This window comes from Pseudomonas sp. S1_G07, assembly GCF_054668565.1.
This window is the reverse complement of the sequence record NZ_CP162778.1, coordinates 1029104-1047202: the sequence shown is the minus strand read 5'-3', so window position 1 is coordinate 1047202 and position 18099 is coordinate 1029104. Positions and strand designations below refer to the sequence as shown.

19 protein-coding genes are annotated in these 18099 nt (G+C 56.7%); 18 read left to right on the top strand and 1 reads right to left on the bottom strand.

Annotated elements, in window-relative coordinates:
* Positions 1 to 15: 15 nt before the first annotated feature.
* The gene (gene dnaA / locus AB4O05_RS04890; RefSeq protein ID WP_460132585.1) at positions 16 to 1533 is read right to left on the bottom strand and encodes a chromosomal replication initiator protein DnaA; all 1518 of its coding nucleotides are present in this window, start codon (positions 1531 to 1533) and stop codon (positions 16 to 18) included.
* 586 nt (positions 1534 to 2119) lie between these two features.
* Between dnaA and rpmH the strand changes: the two genes are divergently transcribed.
* The 18 genes from rpmH (at position 2120) to AB4O05_RS04800 (ending at position 18083) form a co-directional block, all read left to right on the top strand.
* Positions 2120 to 2254 (top strand): 50S ribosomal protein L34, encoded by a 135-nt coding sequence (gene rpmH, locus AB4O05_RS04885; RefSeq protein WP_003213577.1) that lies wholly within the window; start codon positions 2120 to 2122, stop codon positions 2252 to 2254.
* Positions 2255 to 2270: 16 nt separating this feature from the next.
* Positions 2271 to 2675, top strand: a complete 405-nt coding sequence (gene rnpA, locus AB4O05_RS04880) for a ribonuclease P protein component (protein ID WP_460137667.1) — start codon at positions 2271 to 2273, stop codon at positions 2673 to 2675.
* The gene (gene yidD, locus AB4O05_RS04875) at positions 2668 to 2913 is read left to right on the top strand and encodes a membrane protein insertion efficiency factor YidD (protein WP_019816912.1); all 246 of its coding nucleotides are present in this window, start codon (positions 2668 to 2670) and stop codon (positions 2911 to 2913) included. The genes rnpA and yidD overlap by 8 nt, the downstream gene beginning before the upstream one ends.
* A 2-nt stretch (positions 2914 to 2915) precedes the next feature.
* Entirely contained in the window at positions 2916 to 4598 is a 1683-nt protein-coding gene (gene yidC, locus AB4O05_RS04870; RefSeq protein WP_460132587.1) for a membrane protein insertase YidC, read from the top strand.
* A 79-nt stretch (positions 4599 to 4677) separates the two neighbouring features.
* Positions 4678 to 6048, top strand: a complete 1371-nt coding sequence (gene mnmE / locus AB4O05_RS04865) for a tRNA uridine-5-carboxymethylaminomethyl(34) synthesis GTPase MnmE (protein WP_460132589.1) — start codon at positions 4678 to 4680, stop codon at positions 6046 to 6048.
* Between the two features lie 551 nt (positions 6049 to 6599).
* Positions 6600 to 8492 (top strand): tRNA uridine-5-carboxymethylaminomethyl(34) synthesis enzyme MnmG, encoded by a 1893-nt coding sequence (gene mnmG, locus AB4O05_RS04860; RefSeq protein ID WP_460132591.1) that lies wholly within the window; start codon positions 6600 to 6602, stop codon positions 8490 to 8492.
* Entirely contained in the window at positions 8489 to 9133 is a 645-nt protein-coding gene (gene rsmG, locus AB4O05_RS04855) for a 16S rRNA (guanine(527)-N(7))-methyltransferase RsmG (RefSeq protein ID WP_460132593.1), read from the top strand. The genes mnmG and rsmG overlap by 4 nt, the downstream gene beginning before the upstream one ends.
* Positions 9134 to 9151: 18 nt before the next feature.
* Positions 9152 to 9949, top strand: a complete 798-nt coding sequence (locus AB4O05_RS04850) for a ParA family protein (protein ID WP_460132594.1) — start codon at positions 9152 to 9154, stop codon at positions 9947 to 9949.
* Positions 9950 to 9958: 9 nt separating this feature from the next.
* The gene (locus AB4O05_RS04845; protein ID WP_016970690.1) at positions 9959 to 10831 is read left to right on the top strand and encodes a ParB/RepB/Spo0J family partition protein; all 873 of its coding nucleotides are present in this window, start codon (positions 9959 to 9961) and stop codon (positions 10829 to 10831) included.
* Between the two features lie 148 nt (positions 10832 to 10979).
* Positions 10980 to 11387: a F0F1 ATP synthase subunit I gene (locus AB4O05_RS04840; protein WP_460132596.1), complete on the top strand. Its 408-nt coding sequence runs from the start codon at positions 10980 to 10982 to the stop codon at positions 11385 to 11387.
* A 16-nt stretch (positions 11388 to 11403) separates the two neighbouring features.
* Complete coding sequence (gene atpB / locus AB4O05_RS04835) at positions 11404 to 12273, top strand: F0F1 ATP synthase subunit A (RefSeq protein ID WP_460132597.1); 870 nt, start codon at positions 11404 to 11406, stop codon at positions 12271 to 12273.
* Between the two features lie 133 nt (positions 12274 to 12406).
* Positions 12407 to 12664: a F0F1 ATP synthase subunit C gene (gene atpE / locus AB4O05_RS04830; protein ID WP_002555987.1), complete on the top strand. Its 258-nt coding sequence runs from the start codon at positions 12407 to 12409 to the stop codon at positions 12662 to 12664.
* Positions 12665 to 12721: 57 nt separating this feature from the next.
* A complete protein-coding gene (locus tag AB4O05_RS04825) occupies positions 12722 to 13192 on the top strand; it encodes a F0F1 ATP synthase subunit B (protein WP_003195835.1) in 471 nt (156 codons plus the stop codon).
* Between the two features lie 12 nt (positions 13193 to 13204).
* Positions 13205 to 13741 (top strand): F0F1 ATP synthase subunit delta, encoded by a 537-nt coding sequence (locus AB4O05_RS04820; protein ID WP_015886646.1) that lies wholly within the window; start codon positions 13205 to 13207, stop codon positions 13739 to 13741.
* 21 nt (positions 13742 to 13762) lie between these two features.
* On the top strand, positions 13763 to 15307 hold the full coding sequence (gene atpA / locus AB4O05_RS04815) for a F0F1 ATP synthase subunit alpha (RefSeq protein ID WP_003177064.1): 1545 nt from the start codon (positions 13763 to 13765) through the stop codon (positions 15305 to 15307).
* Between the two features lie 50 nt (positions 15308 to 15357).
* On the top strand, positions 15358 to 16218 hold the full coding sequence (gene atpG / locus AB4O05_RS04810) for a F0F1 ATP synthase subunit gamma (RefSeq protein ID WP_010565870.1): 861 nt from the start codon (positions 15358 to 15360) through the stop codon (positions 16216 to 16218).
* A gap of 27 nt (positions 16219 to 16245) precedes the next feature.
* Positions 16246 to 17622 carry a F0F1 ATP synthase subunit beta gene (gene atpD / locus AB4O05_RS04805; protein WP_015886645.1) on the top strand — a complete coding sequence of 459 codons (1377 nt, stop codon included), beginning with the start codon at positions 16246 to 16248 and terminating at the stop codon, positions 17620 to 17622.
* 44 nt (positions 17623 to 17666) lie between these two features.
* A complete protein-coding gene (locus AB4O05_RS04800; protein ID WP_024078251.1) occupies positions 17667 to 18083 on the top strand; it encodes a F0F1 ATP synthase subunit epsilon in 417 nt (138 codons plus the stop codon).
* Positions 18084 to 18099 lie beyond the last annotated feature (16 nt).

Sequence of the window (18099 nt, the reverse complement as noted above, 5' to 3'; positions counted from 1 at the left end):
GCTGCGCTGGTGTCATCACGTAGTCAGTGTACGCAGCAGGTTCTTGTAGTCCTCGCGAATATCCGCGTCGGATTCCTTAAGTTCATTGATCTTGCGGCACGCGTGCAAGACCGTGGTGTGGTCGCGGCCGCCGAACACATCACCGATTTCCGGCAGGCTGTGGTTGGTCAACTCCTTGGAGAGGGCCATGGCCACCTGACGCGGACGAGCCACCGAACGCGAACGGCGCTTGGACAGCAAGTCGGAAATCTTGATTTTGTAGTACTCGGCAACGGTGCGCTGGATGTTATCCACACTCACCAGTTTGTCCTGGAGTGCCAGCAAGTCTTTCAGGGATTCACGAATCAGCTCGATGGTGATGTCGCGGCCCATGAAGTGGGAATGTGCGATGACGCGCTTGAGAGCGCCTTCCAGTTCACGCACGTTGGAGCGAATACGTTGGGCGATGAAAAACGCAGCATCATGCGGCAGGTCGACCTTGGCCTGGTCGGCCTTTTTCATCAGGATCGCAACGCGGGTTTCCAGCTCCGGCGGTTCTACCGCAACGGTTAGGCCCCATCCGAAGCGAGATTTCAAGCGTTCTTCCAGGCCTTCGATTTCCTTCGGGTATCGGTCGCTGGTCAAGATGACCTGCTGGCCGCCTTCGAGGAGAGCGTTGAAGGTATGGAAAAACTCTTCCTGGGAACGTTCCTTGCGCGCAAAGAATTGAATGTCATCGATCAGCAACGCATCAACGGAACGGTAAAAGCGCTTGAATTCGTTGATTGCGTTGAGCTGCAGGGCCTTGACCATGTCAGCGACGAAGCGCTCCGAGTGCAGGTACACGACCTTGGCGTTCGGGTTCTTCTTTAACAGGTGGTTACCCACGGCATGCATCAAGTGGGTCTTACCCAAGCCAACGCCTCCATAAAGGAAGAGCGGGTTGTAGCCATGCTTGGGGTTATCGGCCACCTGCCAAGCGGCAGCGCGAGCCAGCTGGTTGGATTTACCTTCAACGAAATTCTCAAACGTAAACGTGCGGTTCAGATAGCTGGTGTGCTTGAGCGCACCTTCAACCTGCACGGTGCGTTGTTCGGCACGGACCGGCGCTTGCTGGGAGCTGGCGCCCGCCATCGGATCGAAGCTGTCGCGGGACGGCTCTTCATTGGCGGGGGCGTTTTTCTGGGCAGACGCTTTCGACGGTGTCGGTGCAGGCGCAGGTATGTTGTTGACCGCAGCGGCTGGCGCCTGGGCCTGTGACGCAGCCGCCGCCAGCGGTGCGTTCGGTGCCGCGCGAGGTGCCGAGCTGCGTTTACTGCCTATCAATAAGGAAAGGACGGGCGCGAGGCCGTTGCCATGCTCATCGAGCAATTCGAGAACGCGGCTCAGGTACTTCTCGTTGACCCAGTCGAGAACAAAGCGGTTGGGCGCGTAGACACGCAACTCGTCGCCTTCGGCTTCGACCTGTAGCGGACGGATCCAGGTGTTGAATTGCTGGGCAGGCAGCTCATCGCGCAAAAGCTCCACGCACTGCTGCCAAAGTTCCACTGACACGGATATCCCCTAAGTTGAAAGCCGGTGAGGCAAAAACAGCCGCCATTGTAGCGGCCAGCCGCCCACTTATCCACATGTAGGTTGCTCACAGATCACCCAAAATCAACGTCTTAACGGCAATAAAGCCGACCGGCGGTCTGTGCATAAGCTCTGTGGATAAGCGCGCCTGAGCTCGTTGTACAAGTGGGGGAGAAAGTCTGTGGGTAACCGGCCTGTGGATAACATGCCCTTTCACACACAGCTTATCCGATAGCGCAGCACAGGCAGAGCACCGCTTCTCCCCCGTGTTGTCATTCTCTGTACATCAGGTGGAATAAGGGCTAAAGGCAGTTATCCACAGAGGATCGCCTGCCTAGCTTTTATAAGCTTTACAGAAAAGCTTTAAATAACTTCCTTCTTTATTTTTATATCTATGGCATTGCTCGTGGAAGACCAGCGCGTAGAAAAGCTGCTCTGGGCCTGTGAACATCTAATTGAAGGAAAAGCTGGTTGGAAATTGACCTAGAGGCTTGCTTTCTCTAGAATCGCCGGTCTCTTAAAACGGGGGCCATTCCGGCCCGTTGTGGACGAACCAGGTAACAACGCCATGAAACGTACTTTCCAACCAAGCACCATCAAACGCGCCCGTACCCACGGCTTCCGTGCTCGCATGGCTACCAAGAACGGCCGTGCTGTCCTGTCGCGTCGTCGCGCCAAAGGTCGTGCGCGTCTGGCAGTTTGATAATCCGGTACTGGTGGTGAGTCAGGACTTCAGTCGGGAAAAGCGTCTGCTAACCCCCCGGCACTTCAAGGCAGTCTTTGACTCCCCCACCGGCAAGGTTCCGGGGAAAAATCTCCTGCTCCTTGCGCGTAACAACGATCTTGATCACCCTCGTCTCGGGTTGGTGATCGGCAAGAAGAGCGTAAAGCTCTCCGTTGAGCGCAATCGCCTCAAGCGTCTGATGCGCGAATCGTTTCGCCTCCACCAGGACACTCTGGTTGGTTGGGATATTGTTATCGTCGCGCGCAAAGGCCTGGGGGATGTAGAAAACCCCGAATTGATTCAGCATTTCGGCAAGCTCTGGAAACGTCTGGCGCGTACCAACAAACCAGCACCAGCAGTCAACACCGAAACTGTAGGGGTAGACAGCCTTGATGCGTAAGCTGGCAATCGTTCCGATCCAGTTTTATCGCTATGCCATTAGTCCTCTGATGGCCAGCCACTGTCGTTTCTACCCCAGCTGTTCCTGCTACGCGTTAGAAGCCATAGAAAATCATGGTCTTCTGCGCGGTGGCTGGCTGACCTTTCGTCGTTTAGGTCGCTGTCATCCGTGGAATCCCGGTGGTTATGACCCGGTTCCACCTATCCCTACCTCCCGTTCTTCTTCGATGGCCGAGTAATCATGGATATTAAACGCACGATCCTGATCGTCGCCCTGGCAATCGTGTCCTACGTCATGGTTCTTAAGTGGAACCAGGACTACGGCCAAGCTGCCCTGCCGACTCAGAATGTTGCTACCAACCAGGCTGCGCCGGCTATTCCGGACACCCCGCTGGGTAACAATGCGTCCGCGAGTGCCGATGTTCCCAGCGCGAATGGCGAGACAAGCGCCCCTCTAGAAACGCCAGTGATCACCAACAAAGACCTCATCCATGTAAAAACGGATGTGCTCGACCTGGCTATCGACCCGCAAGGCGGTGATATCGCGCAGCTGAAGCTGCCGTTGTACCCACGTCGCCAAGACCATCCGGATGTTCCGTTCCAGCTGTTCGATAACGGCGGTGAACGTACTTATCTGGCGCAAAGTGGCCTGACGGGCACCAACGGTCCTGATGCACGTGCTACCGGTCGTCCGGTTTATTCGACCGAACAAAAATCTTATCAACTGGCTGATGGCCAGAACCAGTTGAACGTCGACCTGAAATTCAGCCTCGACGGCGTCAACTACATCAAGCGTTTCAGCTTCACGCGCGGTTTGTACGACTTGAAGGTCACTTACCTGATCGACAACACCAGCGAAAAACCTTGGAGCGGCAACCTGTTTGCCCAACTCAAGCGTGACGGCAGTTCCGATCCTTCTTCCAGCACCGCCACCGGCACAGCGACTTACCTGGGCGCCGCCCTGTGGACAAGTAACGAGCCGTACAAAAAAGTGTCGATGAAAGATATCGACAAGGGCGCGCTGAAAGAAACCGTCCAAGGTGGCTGGGTTGCCTGGTTGCAGCACTATTTCGTGACCGCATGGATCCCGAACAAGGGCGAAGCCAACCTGGTTCAAACCCGCAAAGACAGCCAAGGCAACTACATCATCGGCTTCACTGGCCCGACGTTGACCGTTGCGCCAGGCGCCAAGGCTGAAACCAGCGCTACCCTGTATGCCGGTCCGAAAAGCCAGGCAGTTCTGAAAGAGTTGTCCCCAGGTCTTGAACTGACTGTGGACTACGGCATCCTCTGGTTCATTGCTCAGCCGATATTCTGGCTGCTGCAACATATCCACAGCATTGTGGGTAACTGGGGCTTCTCGATTATCTTCCTGACCATGCTGATCAAGGGGATCTTCTTCCCGCTGTCGGCCGCCAGCTACAAGTCGATGGCCCGCATGCGTGCCGTGGCGCCGAAATTGGCTGCGTTGAAAGAGCAACATGGCGATGACCGGCAGAAAATGTCGCAAGCCATGATGGAGCTGTACAAGAAAGAGAAGATCAACCCGCTGGGTGGATGCTTACCGATTCTGGTGCAGATGCCAGTGTTCCTGTCGCTGTACTGGGTACTCCTGGAAAGCGTGGAAATGCGCCAGGCGCCGTTCATGCTGTGGATAACTGACCTGTCGATCAAAGACCCGTTCTTTATCCTGCCGATCATCATGGGCGCGACCATGTTTATCCAGCAGCGCCTGAACCCGACTCCGCCGGATCCGATGCAGGCCAAGGTAATGAAAATGATGCCAATCATTTTCACCTTCTTCTTCCTGTGGTTCCCAGCCGGTCTGGTGCTGTACTGGGTGGTCAACAACGTATTGTCGATCTCTCAACAGTGGTACATCACACGTAAAATCGAAGCGGCTACCAAAAAAGCCGAGGCGTAATTTACTCTGTGGATAACCACTCAAAACGCCCCCTAGTGGGGCGTTTTGCTTTCTGTCACTTTTGTCCTGGAACCTGCTGATGAGTGCTCCTCGTGAAACCATCGCTGCTGTTGCAACCGCTCAAGGTCGCGGCGGTGTCGGCATTGTGCGTATTTCCGGGCCGCTCGCCGGCATTGCAGCCAAGGCGATCAGCGGCCGGGAATTAAAACCACGTTTCGCCCATTACGGCCCATTTCTGGATGCTGACGAACAGGTATTGGACGAGGGGCTGGCCATCTATTTCCCGGGGCCGAACTCCTTTACCGGCGAAGATGTTCTGGAATTGCAGGGCCATGGCGGTCCTGTTGTGCTGGACATGTTGCTGCAGCGCTGCCTGCAACTGGGCTGTCGTCTCGCTCGCCCAGGAGAGTTCAGCGAGCGAGCGTTCCTCAATGACAAGCTCGACTTGGCTCAGGCCGAAGCCATCGCAGACCTGATCGAGGCCAGTTCTGCACAGGCGGCGCGCAATGCATTGCGTTCGCTGCAGGGGGCATTTTCCCTGCGTGTGCATAACCTGACCGAACAATTGATCAGCCTGCGCATCTACGTCGAGGCCGCGATTGATTTTCCGGAAGAAGAAATCGACTTCCTCGCCGACGGTCACGTATTGGCGATGCTGGATAAAGTCCGCGAGGAGTTATCCACAGTACTGCGTGAAGCCGGGCAGGGCGCGTTGCTGCGTGACGGTATGACCGTGGTTATCGCCGGGCGACCGAACGCTGGCAAATCCAGCCTGCTCAATGCCCTGGCGGGGCGTGAAGCAGCGATCGTCACCGAGATAGCCGGCACCACGCGGGACATCTTGCGCGAACATATCCACATCGACGGCATGCCCTTGCACGTGGTTGACACCGCTGGTTTGCGCACCACCGATGACCAAGTGGAAAAAATCGGCGTGGAACGCGCACTCAAGGCCATCGGCGAAGCGGATCGGGTATTACTGGTTGTGGATGCCACCGCATCCGAGGCTGTGGATCCTTTTGCACTGTGGCCGGAATTCCTCGAGCAGCGGCCTGACCCGGCCAAAGTGACCCTGATCCGTAACAAGGCCGACCTGACGGGGGAAGCCGTTGCGATGCAAACCAGTGAAGATGGCCACGTTACCATCAGCCTGAGCGCCAAGTCAGCGGACGACGGTCTGGAACTGCTGCGTGAACACCTCAAGGCCTGCATGGGCTACGAGCAAACCTCGGAAAGCAGCTTCAGTGCGCGCCGCAGGCACCTGGAGGCGCTGCGCCATGCCAGCGCAGCCTTGGAGCACGGTCGGGCTCAGCTGACCTTGGCAGGGGCTGGTGAGCTGCTGGCTGAAGATTTGCGTCAGGCGCAGCAACTGCTGGGAGAAATTACCGGCGCGTTCAGCTCGGATGACTTGCTCGGGCGGATCTTCTCAAGCTTCTGTATCGGTAAATAGACCTCACTTGTTCACAGGCAGGCCATTCGTGCCTGTCTGTCCAGTTCGTTCCAGCGCATCTCATTGCATTTTCCGAGTCACCGCCAGTCGGTGGCGGCTTTCGCGTGCCCGCAAATGGCCCCGGCGAGCACTTTTCTGTGGATTAAGACCTGTGAATAACCGTGCCTGTGCCCAGTTGATAACAGGGCAATAAACCTGAGCAAAAACCCATCTGTGGATAACCTCATGTTTAATCCACAGGCTTAACGCACTTATCCAAGGGCCTCATTGGCACATGACCACAGACTTTTGAATCTCTGTACAACATGTAAATAAAGGGCTATAGCAATCTATCCACAGAAAGGTGGCTCAGTAGAAATAAACATAAAAACAAAGATCTTATAAACTTCTCTCTTTTAATTTCTATTATCCGCAAGTCATCCACAGCTGGTTAAATTTTGTGCAAAGGGTTCTTTAGGAAGGGCTAAGTCCCTATACTTGCCGCCAAAGCTCTAAAACCAGCTCAACCAATCAATTCCTAATTACCTACATAAGCAGGCACGAGGTGCGTGGTGGATTTCCCTTCCCGTTTTGAAGTGATCGTCATCGGCGGCGGTCATGCCGGTACCGAGGCAGCACTGGCGTCAGCACGCATGGGCGTAAAAACCCTGTTGCTTACGCACAACGTGGAAACCCTTGGCGCCATGAGTTGCAACCCCGCTATCGGCGGGATTGGCAAAAGCCATCTGGTCAAGGAAATCGACGCCCTTGGCGGCGTGATGGCCATGGCTACCGACAAAGGTGGTATTCAATTTCGCGTGTTGAACAGCCGCAAAGGCCCGGCCGTACGTGCCACTCGGGCACAGGCCGACCGCATCCTGTACAAGGCTGCGGTGCGTGAAACTCTGGAGAACCAGCCGAACCTGTGGATATTTCAGCAAGCAGCCGATGACCTGATCGTCGAGCAGGACCAGGTTCGCGGTGTTGTCACGCAAATGGGCCTGCGTTTCTTCGCAGAATCCGTGGTATTGACCACCGGTACCTTCCTCGGTGGACTTATCCACATAGGCATGCAGAACTATTCCGGCGGTCGTGCCGGTGATCCACCGTCGATTGCCCTGGCACAACGCCTGCGTGAATTGCCACTACGGGTGGGTCGCCTGAAGACCGGGACGCCACCGCGTATCGACGGGCGCTCGGTGGATTTCTCGGTGATGACCGAACAAGCCGGTGATACCCCAATTCCCGTGATGTCGTTCATGGGATCGAAAGAGCAGCATCCGAAGCAGGTAAGCTGCTGGATTACCCACACCAACGCCCGTACCCACGAAATCATTGCTGCGAACCTCGACCGTTCGCCGATGTATTCAGGGGTAATCGAAGGTATTGGCCCGCGTTATTGCCCATCGATTGAAGACAAGATCCACCGCTTTGCCGACAAGGAGAGCCACCAGGTCTTCATCGAGCCAGAAGGCTTGACCACCCACGAGCTGTACCCGAACGGAATTTCCACTTCGCTGCCGTTCGACGTGCAAATCCAGATCGTGCAGTCGATTCGCGGTATGGAAAATGCGCACATCGTGCGGCCAGGCTACGCCATCGAGTACGACTACTTCGACCCGCGTGACTTGAAGTACAGCCTGGAAACCAAAGTCATCGGCGGCCTGTTCTTCGCCGGACAAATCAACGGCACTACAGGTTACGAAGAAGCCGGTGCCCAAGGTTTGCTGGCCGGAACCAACGCCGCTCTGCGCGCTCAGGGCAAGGACAGCTGGTGCCCGCGTCGTGATGAAGCGTACATCGGCGTATTGGTTGACGATCTGATTACCCTGGGTACCCAGGAACCGTATCGGATGTTCACTTCCCGGGCGGAATATCGGTTGATCCTGCGTGAAGACAACGCCGACCTGCGCCTGACCGAAAAAGGTCGCGAACTGGGCCTGGTCGACGATGCGCGCTGGGCTGCGTTCTGCAAAAAACGTGAAAGCATCGACCTCGAGGAACAGCGCCTGAAAAGTACCTGGGTTCGCCCCGGTACCGAGCAGGGCGAGGCGATCGCGGAAAAATTCGGCACGCCGCTGACGCACGAATACAATTTGCTCAACCTGCTGTCCCGTCCGGAAATCGACTACGCAGGCCTGGTCGAGGTGACCGGTGGCGGCGCCGAAGATCCGCAGGTCGCCGAACAGGTCGAAATCAAGACCAAATACGCCGGATACATTGACCGCCAGCAGGACGAGATCGCCCGACTACGCGCCAGTGAAAATACCAAGCTGCCTGTGGATATCGACTACACCGGTATTTCCGGGCTGTCGAAAGAGATTCAAAGCAAGCTGGGGATAACTCGTCCGGAAACCTTGGGCCAGGCGTCCCGTATCCCCGGCGTCACCCCGGCAGCCATTTCGCTGTTGATGATTCATTTGAAAAAACGCGGCGCGGGCCGTCAGTTGGAGCAAAGCGCTTGAGTTCGTTGGTCACCTCGCAACACGCAGAAGAGTTATCCACAGGCGCACGCCAGTTGGGCGTCGACCTGACGGCCGCCCAGCACGAACTGCTGTTGGGCTACCTGGCCCTGTTGATCAAATGGAACAAGGCCTACAACCTGACCGCAGTGCGTAATCCAGACGAGATGGTGTCCCGGCATTTACTCGACAGTCTGAGCGTGATGCCGTTTATCGAAAATGGTCGATGGCTGGATGTCGGCAGCGGCGGCGGCATGCCCGGTATTCCTCTGGCCATCCTGTTCCCCGAGTCCCAAGTGACCTGCCTGGACAGCAATGGCAAGAAAACCCGCTTCCTGACCCAGGTCAAACTCGAACTCAAGTTGGAGAACCTTCAGGTTATCCACAGCCGGGTCGAAGACTTCACGCCTGAATTGCCCTTCACCGGAATTGTTTCCCGGGCGTTCAGCAGCATGGAGAACTTCAGCAACTGGACCCGCCACCTGGGCGACCACGACACCCGCTGGCTGGCAATGAAGGGCGTCCATCCAAGCGACGAGCTGTTAGCATTGCCGGCAGACTTCCACCTCGATAGCGAACACGCCTTGGCCGTACCCGGTTGCCAAGGCCAACGCCATCTGCTGATACTGCGCCGCACGGCATGATTGGGAACACAAGCAAGAATGGCTAAGGTATTCGCGATAGCGAACCAGAAAGGTGGCGTGGGTAAAACCACCACCTGCATCAACCTCGCGGCATCCCTGGTCGCTACCAAGCGCCGGGTGTTGCTGATCGATCTCGATCCACAGGGCAACGCCACCATGGGCAGCGGTGTGGATAAACACGGTCTGGAAAACTCGGTCTACGACTTGCTGATCGGCGAGTGCGACCTGGCCCAGGCCATGCACTACTCCGAACACGGTGGTTATCAACTGCTGCCGGCCAACCGCGATCTGACCGCGGCGGAAGTGGTGCTGCTGGAAATGCAGATGAAAGAAAGCCGTCTGCGCAGCGCTCTGGCACCGATCCGCGAGAACTACGACTACATTTTGATCGACTGCCCACCGTCGCTGTCGATGCTGACGCTCAATGCCCTGGTGGCCGCCGACGGCGTGATTATCCCCATGCAGTGCGAGTACTACGCACTGGAGGGGTTGAGCGACCTTGTGGATAACATCAAGCGTATCGCCGAGCTGCTCAACCCGAACCTGCAAATCGAGGGCCTGCTGCGGACCATGTTCGATCCGCGCCTGAGCCTGATGAACGATGTGTCGGCGCAACTCAAGGAACACTTCGGCGATCAGCTCTACGACACCGTGATCCCACGTAACATCCGCCTGGCCGAAGCGCCGAGCTATGGCATGCCGGCTCTGGCCTACGATAAAACTTCGCGTGGTGCCATCGCCTACCTGGCGCTGGCCGGCGAGATGGTTCGCCGTCAACGCCGCAATTCACGCCCCGCTGCAGCCCTGCCAACTTAAGGAATCCCCATGGCCGTCAAGAAACGAGGTCTCGGACGTGGACTGGATGCACTGTTGAGTGGTCCGACCGTCACATCGCTTGAAGAACAAGCGGTGCAGGCCGACGAGCGCGAGCTGCAACACCTGCCCCTGGACCTGATCCAGCGCGGTAAATACCAGCCACGCCGGGACATGGATCCCCAGGCGCTGGAAGAACTGGCCAACTCGATCAAGGCACAGGGCGTGATGCAGCCGATCGTGGTTCGCCCGATCGGTGGCGGGCGCTTTGAAATCATTGCAGGCGAACGCCGCTGGCGCGCGAGCCAGCAGGCCGGCAAAGAGACCATCCCGGCGATGGTGCGCGATGTGCCGGATGAAACCGCTATCGCCATGGCGTTGATCGAGAACATCCAGCGTGAAGACCTCAACCCGATCGAAGAAGCGATCGCTTTGCAGCGTCTGCAGCAGGAATTCCAGCTGACCCAGCAACAAGTGGCCGAAGCTGTGGGTAAATCCCGTGTAACCGTGTCCAACCTGCTGCGTCTGATCGCTTTGCCGGAAGTCATCAAGACCATGTTGTCCCACGGCGACCTGGAAATGGGTCACGCCCGTGCTTTGCTCGGTTTGCCGGAAAATCAACAGGTTGAAGGGGCGCGACACGTTGTCGCACGAGGGCTCACCGTTCGTCAGACCGAGGCGCTGGTGCGCCAGTGGCTCAGTGGCAAACCTGCACCGGTCGAAACCGCCAAACCTGATCCGGATATCGCGCGCCTCGAGCAGCGCCTGGCCGAGCGCCTGGGCTCTGCGGTGCAAATTCGTCATGGCAAGAAGGGCAAAGGACAATTGGTCATCGGATATAACTCCCTTGATGAGCTTCAGGGCGTCCTTGCCCACATCCGCTGAAACATTTGCTTATGTAGCGCGTGATCGGAAATCACTACCCGGCAGTTGAATAGGGGCAGAACCGCCCCTATACTCTGCGCGCATTTTGTCGGCACAAATTATGCCAAGTTATTGATTTCCGGCAGCCGACCATTGAGGAGCAAGAGTGATGGAAACCCGCACGCCAAACACGTTGCCATTCCATCGCTTGGCTGTTTTTCCGGTTCTACTGGCTCAATTTGTCATGTTGCTGATCGCGGCTTTGGCGCTTTGGTACGGGCATGGAGTCGTAGCCGGATATTCAGGACTTTGCGGAGGCCTGATAGCCTTGCTGCCCAATATGTATTTTGCTCACAGGGCCTTTCGGTTTTCCGGCGCCCGAGCAGCCCAGGCTATCGTCCGGTCTTTTTATGCCGGTGAGGCGGGGAAACTGATTTTGACGGCAGTGCTGTTTGCACTGACCTTTGCAGGTGTGAAGCCATTGGCGCCGCTGGCTGTATTCGGCGTCTTCGTGTTGACCCAACTGGTCAGCTGGTTCGCTCCCCTGCTGATGAAAACAAGACTTTCGAAACCTTAGGGCGTTTGAGGCAACCATGGCAGAAACAACCGCTTCGGGCTATATCCAGCACCACTTGCAGAACCTGACTTTCGGTCAGCTTCCCAACGGCGGCTGGGGCTTCGCCCACACCGCAGCAGAAGCCAAGGAAATGGGCTTCTGGGCTTTCCACCTGGATACTCTGGGTTGGTCGGTCGCACTGGGTCTGATCTTCGTCCTGATTTTCCGCATGGCGGCAAAGAAGGCGACTTCCGGTCAACCAGGTGCCCTGCAGAACTTCGTTGAAGTACTGGTCGAATTCGTCGATGGCAGCGTGAAAGACAGCTTCCATGGCCGTAGCCCGGTGATCGCGCCGCTGGCACTGACCATCTTCGTATGGGTGTTCCTGATGAACGCCGTCGACCTGATACCGGTCGACTGGATTCCTCAGCTGGCGATCCTGATCTCCGGCGATCACCACATTCCATTCCGTGCGGTTTCCACCACGGACCCTAACGCCACCCTGGGCATGGCCCTGTCGGTGTTCGCGTTGATCATTTTCTACAGCATCAAGGTCAAGGGCATCGGCGGCTTCATCGGCGAACTGACCCTGCACCCGTTCGGCAGCAAGAACATCTTCGTTCAGGCCCTGCTGATCCCGGTGAACTTCCTGCTGGAATTCGTAACCCTGGTCGCCAAGCCGATTTCCCTGGCGCTGCGACTGTTCGGCAACATGTATGCCGGCGAACTGGTGTTCATTCTGATCGCTGTGATGTTCGGCAGTGGTCTGCTCTGGCTTAGCGGCCTGGGCATAGTTCTGCAGTGGGCGTGGGCTGTGTTCCACATCCTGATCATCACCCTGCAGGCGTTTATCTTCATGATGCTGACCATCGTCTACCTGTCGATGGCGCACGAAGAGAACCATTAAGGCCAGTCTCGACTAGTCTGATGTCCTTCCCGGTAAAACGGGAAGGTGGCCCCAAAGGGCTATGAAACGATTTGTTTTACCGCTTTAAAATCTAAAAAACCTAAACCATACGACGTAAAAGTCGGGAGGAAAGATGGAAACTGTAGTTGGTCTAACCGCTATCGCTGTTGCACTGTTGATCGGCCTGGGCGCCCTGGGTACTGCCATTGGTTTCGGCCTGCTGGGCGGTAAATTCCTGGAAGGCGCAGCGCGTCAGCCAGAAATGGTTCCAATGCTGCAAGTTAAAATGTTCATCGTTGCCGGCCTGCTCGACGCCGTAACTATGATCGGCGTTGGTATCGCCCTGTTCTTCACCTTCGCGAACCCCTTCGTTGGTCAACTCGCTGGCTGATCACTCGAATTTTCGAGTTGATTGGGGTGATGGACAACGAATGAGCGAGGTGTTGGCGTGAACATTAATGCAACCCTGATTGGCCAATCCGTTGCGTTCTTCATTTTTGTAGTGTTTTGCATGAAGTTCGTGTGGCCTCCGGTCATCGCGGCTTTGCACGAACGTCAGAAGAAGATCGCGGATGGTTTGGACGCTGCCAGCCGTGCAGCTCGCGACCTGGAGTTGGCCCACGAGAAAGTGGGTCAGCAACTGCGCGAAGCTAAAGCACAGGCAGCTGAAATCATTGAGCAAGCCAAGAAACGCGGTAACCAGATCGTCGAAGAGGCTGTTGAAAAAGCCCGCGTCGAAGCTGACCGTGTGAAGGCTTCGGCTCATGCCGAGATCGAACAGGAACTGAACGGTGTCAAAGACGCGCTGCGTGCCCAACTGGGTGCGCTGGCGGTCGGCGGTGCCGAGAAGATCCTCGGTGCCACAATCGATCAAAACGCGCACGCGGAGCTGGTTAACAAACTGGCTGCTGAAATTTAAGCGAGGGCGATCATGGCAGAACTGACCACGTTGGCCCGACCTTACGCTAAGGCAGCCTTCGAGCACGCCCAGGCCCACCAGCAGCTGGCCTCTTGGTCAGCCATGCTCGGCCTGGCTGCAGCAGTGTCGCAGGACGACACCATGCAGCGCGTGCTCAAGGCCCCGCGCCTGACGAGCGCAGACAAGGCCGCCACTTTTATTGAAGTGTGCGGCGACAAGTTTGATGTAAAGGTGCAGAACTTCATCCACGTCGTTGCCGAAAACGACCGTCTCCCGCTATTGCCGGAGATCGCCGCTCTGTTCGACCTGTACAAGGCCGAAGCAGAGAAATCGGTAGACGTTGAAGTGACCAGTGCTTTTGCATTGAACCAAGAACAGCAAGACAAACTCGCCAAGGTTCTCAGTGCACGACTCAATCGGGAAGTGCGCCTGCAAGCTTCGGAGGACGCATCCCTGATTGGTGGTGTCGTTATCCGTGCCGGCGACCTGGTTATCGATGGCTCGATTCGCGGCAAAATCGCGAAACTTGCCGAAGCATTGAAATCTTGAGTTTGAAGGGGCAGCAGAGCAATGCAGCAACTCAATCCTTCCGAAATAAGTGAAATTATCAAGGGCCGCATCGACAAGCTCGATGTGACCTCCCAAGCCCGTAACGAAGGCACTGTCGTCAGCGTATCTGACGGTATCGTACGGATTCACGGTCTGGCCGACGTCATGTACGGCGAGATGATCGAGTTTCCGGGCGGCGTCTACGGTATGGCCCTCAACCTGGAGCAAGACTCCGTAGGTGCCGTTGTATTGGGCGCGTACACCAGTCTGGCTGAAGGCATGAGCGCCAAGTGCACAGGCCGCATCCTCGAAGTTCCGGTGGGTAAGGAACTGCTGGGCCGCGTAGTCGACGCACTGGGTAACCCTGTTGACGGTAAAGGTCCACTGGGCAACACCGAGACTGACGCGGTCGAGAAAGTTGCTCCAGGCGTGATCTGGCGTAAGTCGGTAGACCAGCCTGTACAGACTGGCTACAAGGCTGTCGATGCCATGATCCCAGTCGGCCGTGGCCAGCGTGAGCTGATCATCGGTGACCGTCAGATCGGTAAAACCGCTCTGGCGATCGACGCGATCATCAACCAGAAGAACAGCGGCATTTTCTGCGTCTACGTAGCTATTGGTCAGAAACAATCGACCATCGCCAACGTGGTTCGCAAGCTGGAAGAAAACGGCGCCCTGGCCAACACGATCATCGTGGCTGCCAGCGCTTCGGAATCTCCTGCGCTGCAATTCCTGGCACCGTACTCCGGTTGCACCATGGGTGAATTCTTCCGCGACCGCGGTGAAGACGCGCTGATCGTTTATGACGATCTGTCCAAGCAGGCAGTGGCTTATCGCCAGATCTCCCTGCTGCTGCGCCGTCCACCAGGCCGTGAAGCCTACCCAGGCGACGTGTTCTATCTCCACTCCCGTCTGCTGGAGCGCGCGTCCCGCGTTTCGGAAGAGTACGTAGAGAAGTTCACCAACGGCGCAGTGACCGGCAAAACCGGTTCCCTGACCGCGCTGCCGATCATCGAAACCCAGGCTGGCGACGTTTCCGCGTTCGTTCCGACCAACGTGATTTCCATCACCGACGGTCAGATCTTCCTGGAATCGGCCATGTTCAACTCAGGCATCCGCCCTGCAGTGAACGCCGGTGTTTCGGTATCCCGTGTGGGTGGTGCCGCTCAGACCAAGATCATCAAGAAGCTCTCCGGTGGTATCCGTACCGCTCTGGCTCAGTACCGTGAACTGGCGGCATTCGCCCAGTTCGCTTCTGACCTGGACGAAGCGACCCGTAAGCAACTTGAGCATGGTCAGCGCGTTACCGAGCTGATGAAGCAGAAGCAATACGCCCCAATGTCGATCGCTGACATGGCGTTGTCGCTGTATGCCGCTGAGCGTGGGTTCCTGACCGACGTTGAAATCGCCAAGGTCGGCAGCTTTGAACAAGCGCTGATTGCTTACTTCAACCGCGATCACGCCGAACTGATGGCGAAGATCAACGTGAAGGGTGACTTCAATGACGATATCGACGCTGGCATGAAAGCCGGTATCGAGAAGTTCAAGGCCACCCAAACCTGGTAAGCCGCAGCGGGAGCCGCAAGGCTCCCGCTTGCTAACCTGATAGGTGTTACATGGCAGGCGCAAAAGAGATTCGCAGTAAGATTGCGAGCATCAAAAGCACGCAAAAAATTACCAGCGCCATGGAAAAAGTGGCGGTCAGCAAAATGCGCAAGGCACAAATGCGCATGGCTGCTAGCCGTCCTTATGCGGAGCGTATCCGCCAGGTAATTGGGCATCTGGCCAACGCCAACCCGGAATACCGCCACCCGTTCATGATCGACCGCGAAGTTAAGCGTGTAGGTTATGTCGTAGTGAGCAGTGACCGTGGTTTGTGCGGTGGTCTGAATACCAACCTGTTCAAGGCCCTGGTCAAGGACATGGCGGTAAACCGCGAAAACGGCGTCGAGATCGATCTGTGTGTTGTGGGTAGCAAGGGTGCGGCCTTTTTCCGTAACTTCGGCGGTAACGTCGTTGCAGCTATCAGCCACCTGGGTGAAGAGCCGTCGATCAATGACTTGATCGGCAGTGTGAAGGTGATGCTGGATGCGTACCTGGAAGGCCGGATTGACCGCCTGTCCGTGGTATCCAACAAGTTCATCAACACCATGACCCAGCAGCCAACCGTGGAGCAATTGATTCCACTGGTGGCGACCCCGGATCAGGAACTCAAGCACCACTGGGACTACCTCTACGAACCAGACGCCAAAGAGCTGCTTGACGGCTTGATGGTGCGCTACGTGGAGTCGCAGGTGTACCAGGCGGTGGTCGAGAACAACGCAGCTGAACAAGCGGCGCGGATGATCGCGATGAAAAACGCTACCGATAACGCCGGTGATCTGATCAGCGATTTGCAGCTGATCTACAACAAGGCGCGTCAGGCTGCGATCACCCAAGAGATCTCGGAAATCGTCGGCGGCGCTGCCGCGGTTTAACGGTTCAAATATTCAGAGGATCCAGCTATGAGTAGCGGACGTATCGTTCAAATCATCGGCGCCGTTATCGACGTGGAATTTCCACGCGACAGCGTACCGAGCATCTACAACGCGCTGAAAGTACAAGGCGCGGAAACTACCCTGGAAGTTCAGCAGCAGCTGGGCGACGGCGTAGTTCGTACCATTGCGATGGGTTCCACCGAAGGCTTGAAGCGCGGTCTGGACGTTGTCGACACTGGCGCTGCCATTTCCGTACCGGTCGGTAAAGCGACCCTGGGCCGGATCATGGACGTACTGGGCAACCCGATCGACGAAGCTGGCCCGATCGACACCGAAGAGCGCTGGGGCATTCACCGTCCGGCACCTTCGTTCGCCGAGCAAGCTGGCGGCAACGACCTGCTGGAAACCGGCATCAAGGTTATCGACCTGGTTTGCCCGTTCGCCAAGGGCGGTAAAGTTGGTCTGTTCGGTGGTGCCGGTGTAGGCAAGACCGTAAACATGATGGAACTGATCCGTAACATCGCCATCGAGCACAGCGGTTATTCCGTGTTCGCCGGTGTGGGTGAGCGTACTCGTGAGGGTAACGACTTCTACCACGAGATGAAGGACTCCAACGTTCTGGACAAAGTGGCACTGGTTTACGGTCAGATGAACGAGCCGCCGGGAAACCGTCTGCGCGTAGCACTGACTGGCCTGACCATGGCCGAGAAATTCCGTGACGAAGGTAACGACGTTCTGTTGTTCGTCGACAACATCTACCGTTACACCCTGGCCGGTACTGAAGTATCCGCACTGCTGGGCCGTATGCCTTCGGCAGTAGGTTACCAGCCGACCCTGGCTGAAGAGATGGGCGTTCTGCAAGAACGTATCACTTCGACCAAGGAAGGTTCGATCACCTCGATCCAAGCGGTATACGTACCTGCGGATGACTTGACCGACCCGTCGCCAGCGACCACCTTCGCCCACTTGGACGCCACCGTCGTTCTGTCCCGTGACATCGCTTCCCTGGGTATCTACCCAGCGGTCGATCCACTCGACTCGACTTCGCGCCAGCTGGACCCGAACGTGATCGGCCAGGAGCACTACGACACCGCTCGCGGCGTTCAGTACGTGCTGCAGCGTTACAAAGAACTGAAGGACATCATTGCGATCCTGGGTATGGACGAGCTGTCGGAAACCGACAAGCAGTTGGTATCCCGCGCTCGTAAGATCCAGCGCTTCTTGTCGCAGCCGTTCTTCGTGGCTGAAGTCTTCACCGGTGCCTCGGGTAAATACGTTTCCCTGAAAGACACCATTGCTGGCTTCAAAGGCATCCTCAACGGTGACTACGACCACCTGCCAGAACAAGCGTTCTACATGGTCGGCGGCATCGAAGAAGCGATCGAGAAAGCCAAGAAACTGTAATCCAGGCGCCCGGAAACGGGCGCTCATCAGGTTGAGGCAATCAGATGGCTATGACAGTCCATTGCGATATCGTCAGTGCGGAAGGGGAAATTTTCTCCGGTCTGGTAGAAATGGTGATTGCACACGGTGAACTCGGTGACCTGGGTATTGCCATGGGCCACGCACCGTTGATCACCAGCTTGAAACCAGGTCCGATCACGCTGACCAAGCAAGGCGGGGAAAAGGAGGTGTTTTACATCTCCGGTGGTTTCCTTGAGGTTCAGCCGAACATGGTCAAGGTACTTGCCGACACCGTGCAACGTGCTGGCGACCTGGATGAAGCTTCTGCTCAGGAAGCCGTAAAGGCTGCCGAGAAGGCCCTGCACGAGAAAGGTGCGGACTTCGACTACAGCGCTGCTGCTGTACGTCTGGCCGAGGCTGCAGCTCAGCTGCGCACGCTCCAGCAGATCCGCAAAAAGTAAGTGGCCATGCCGCCAT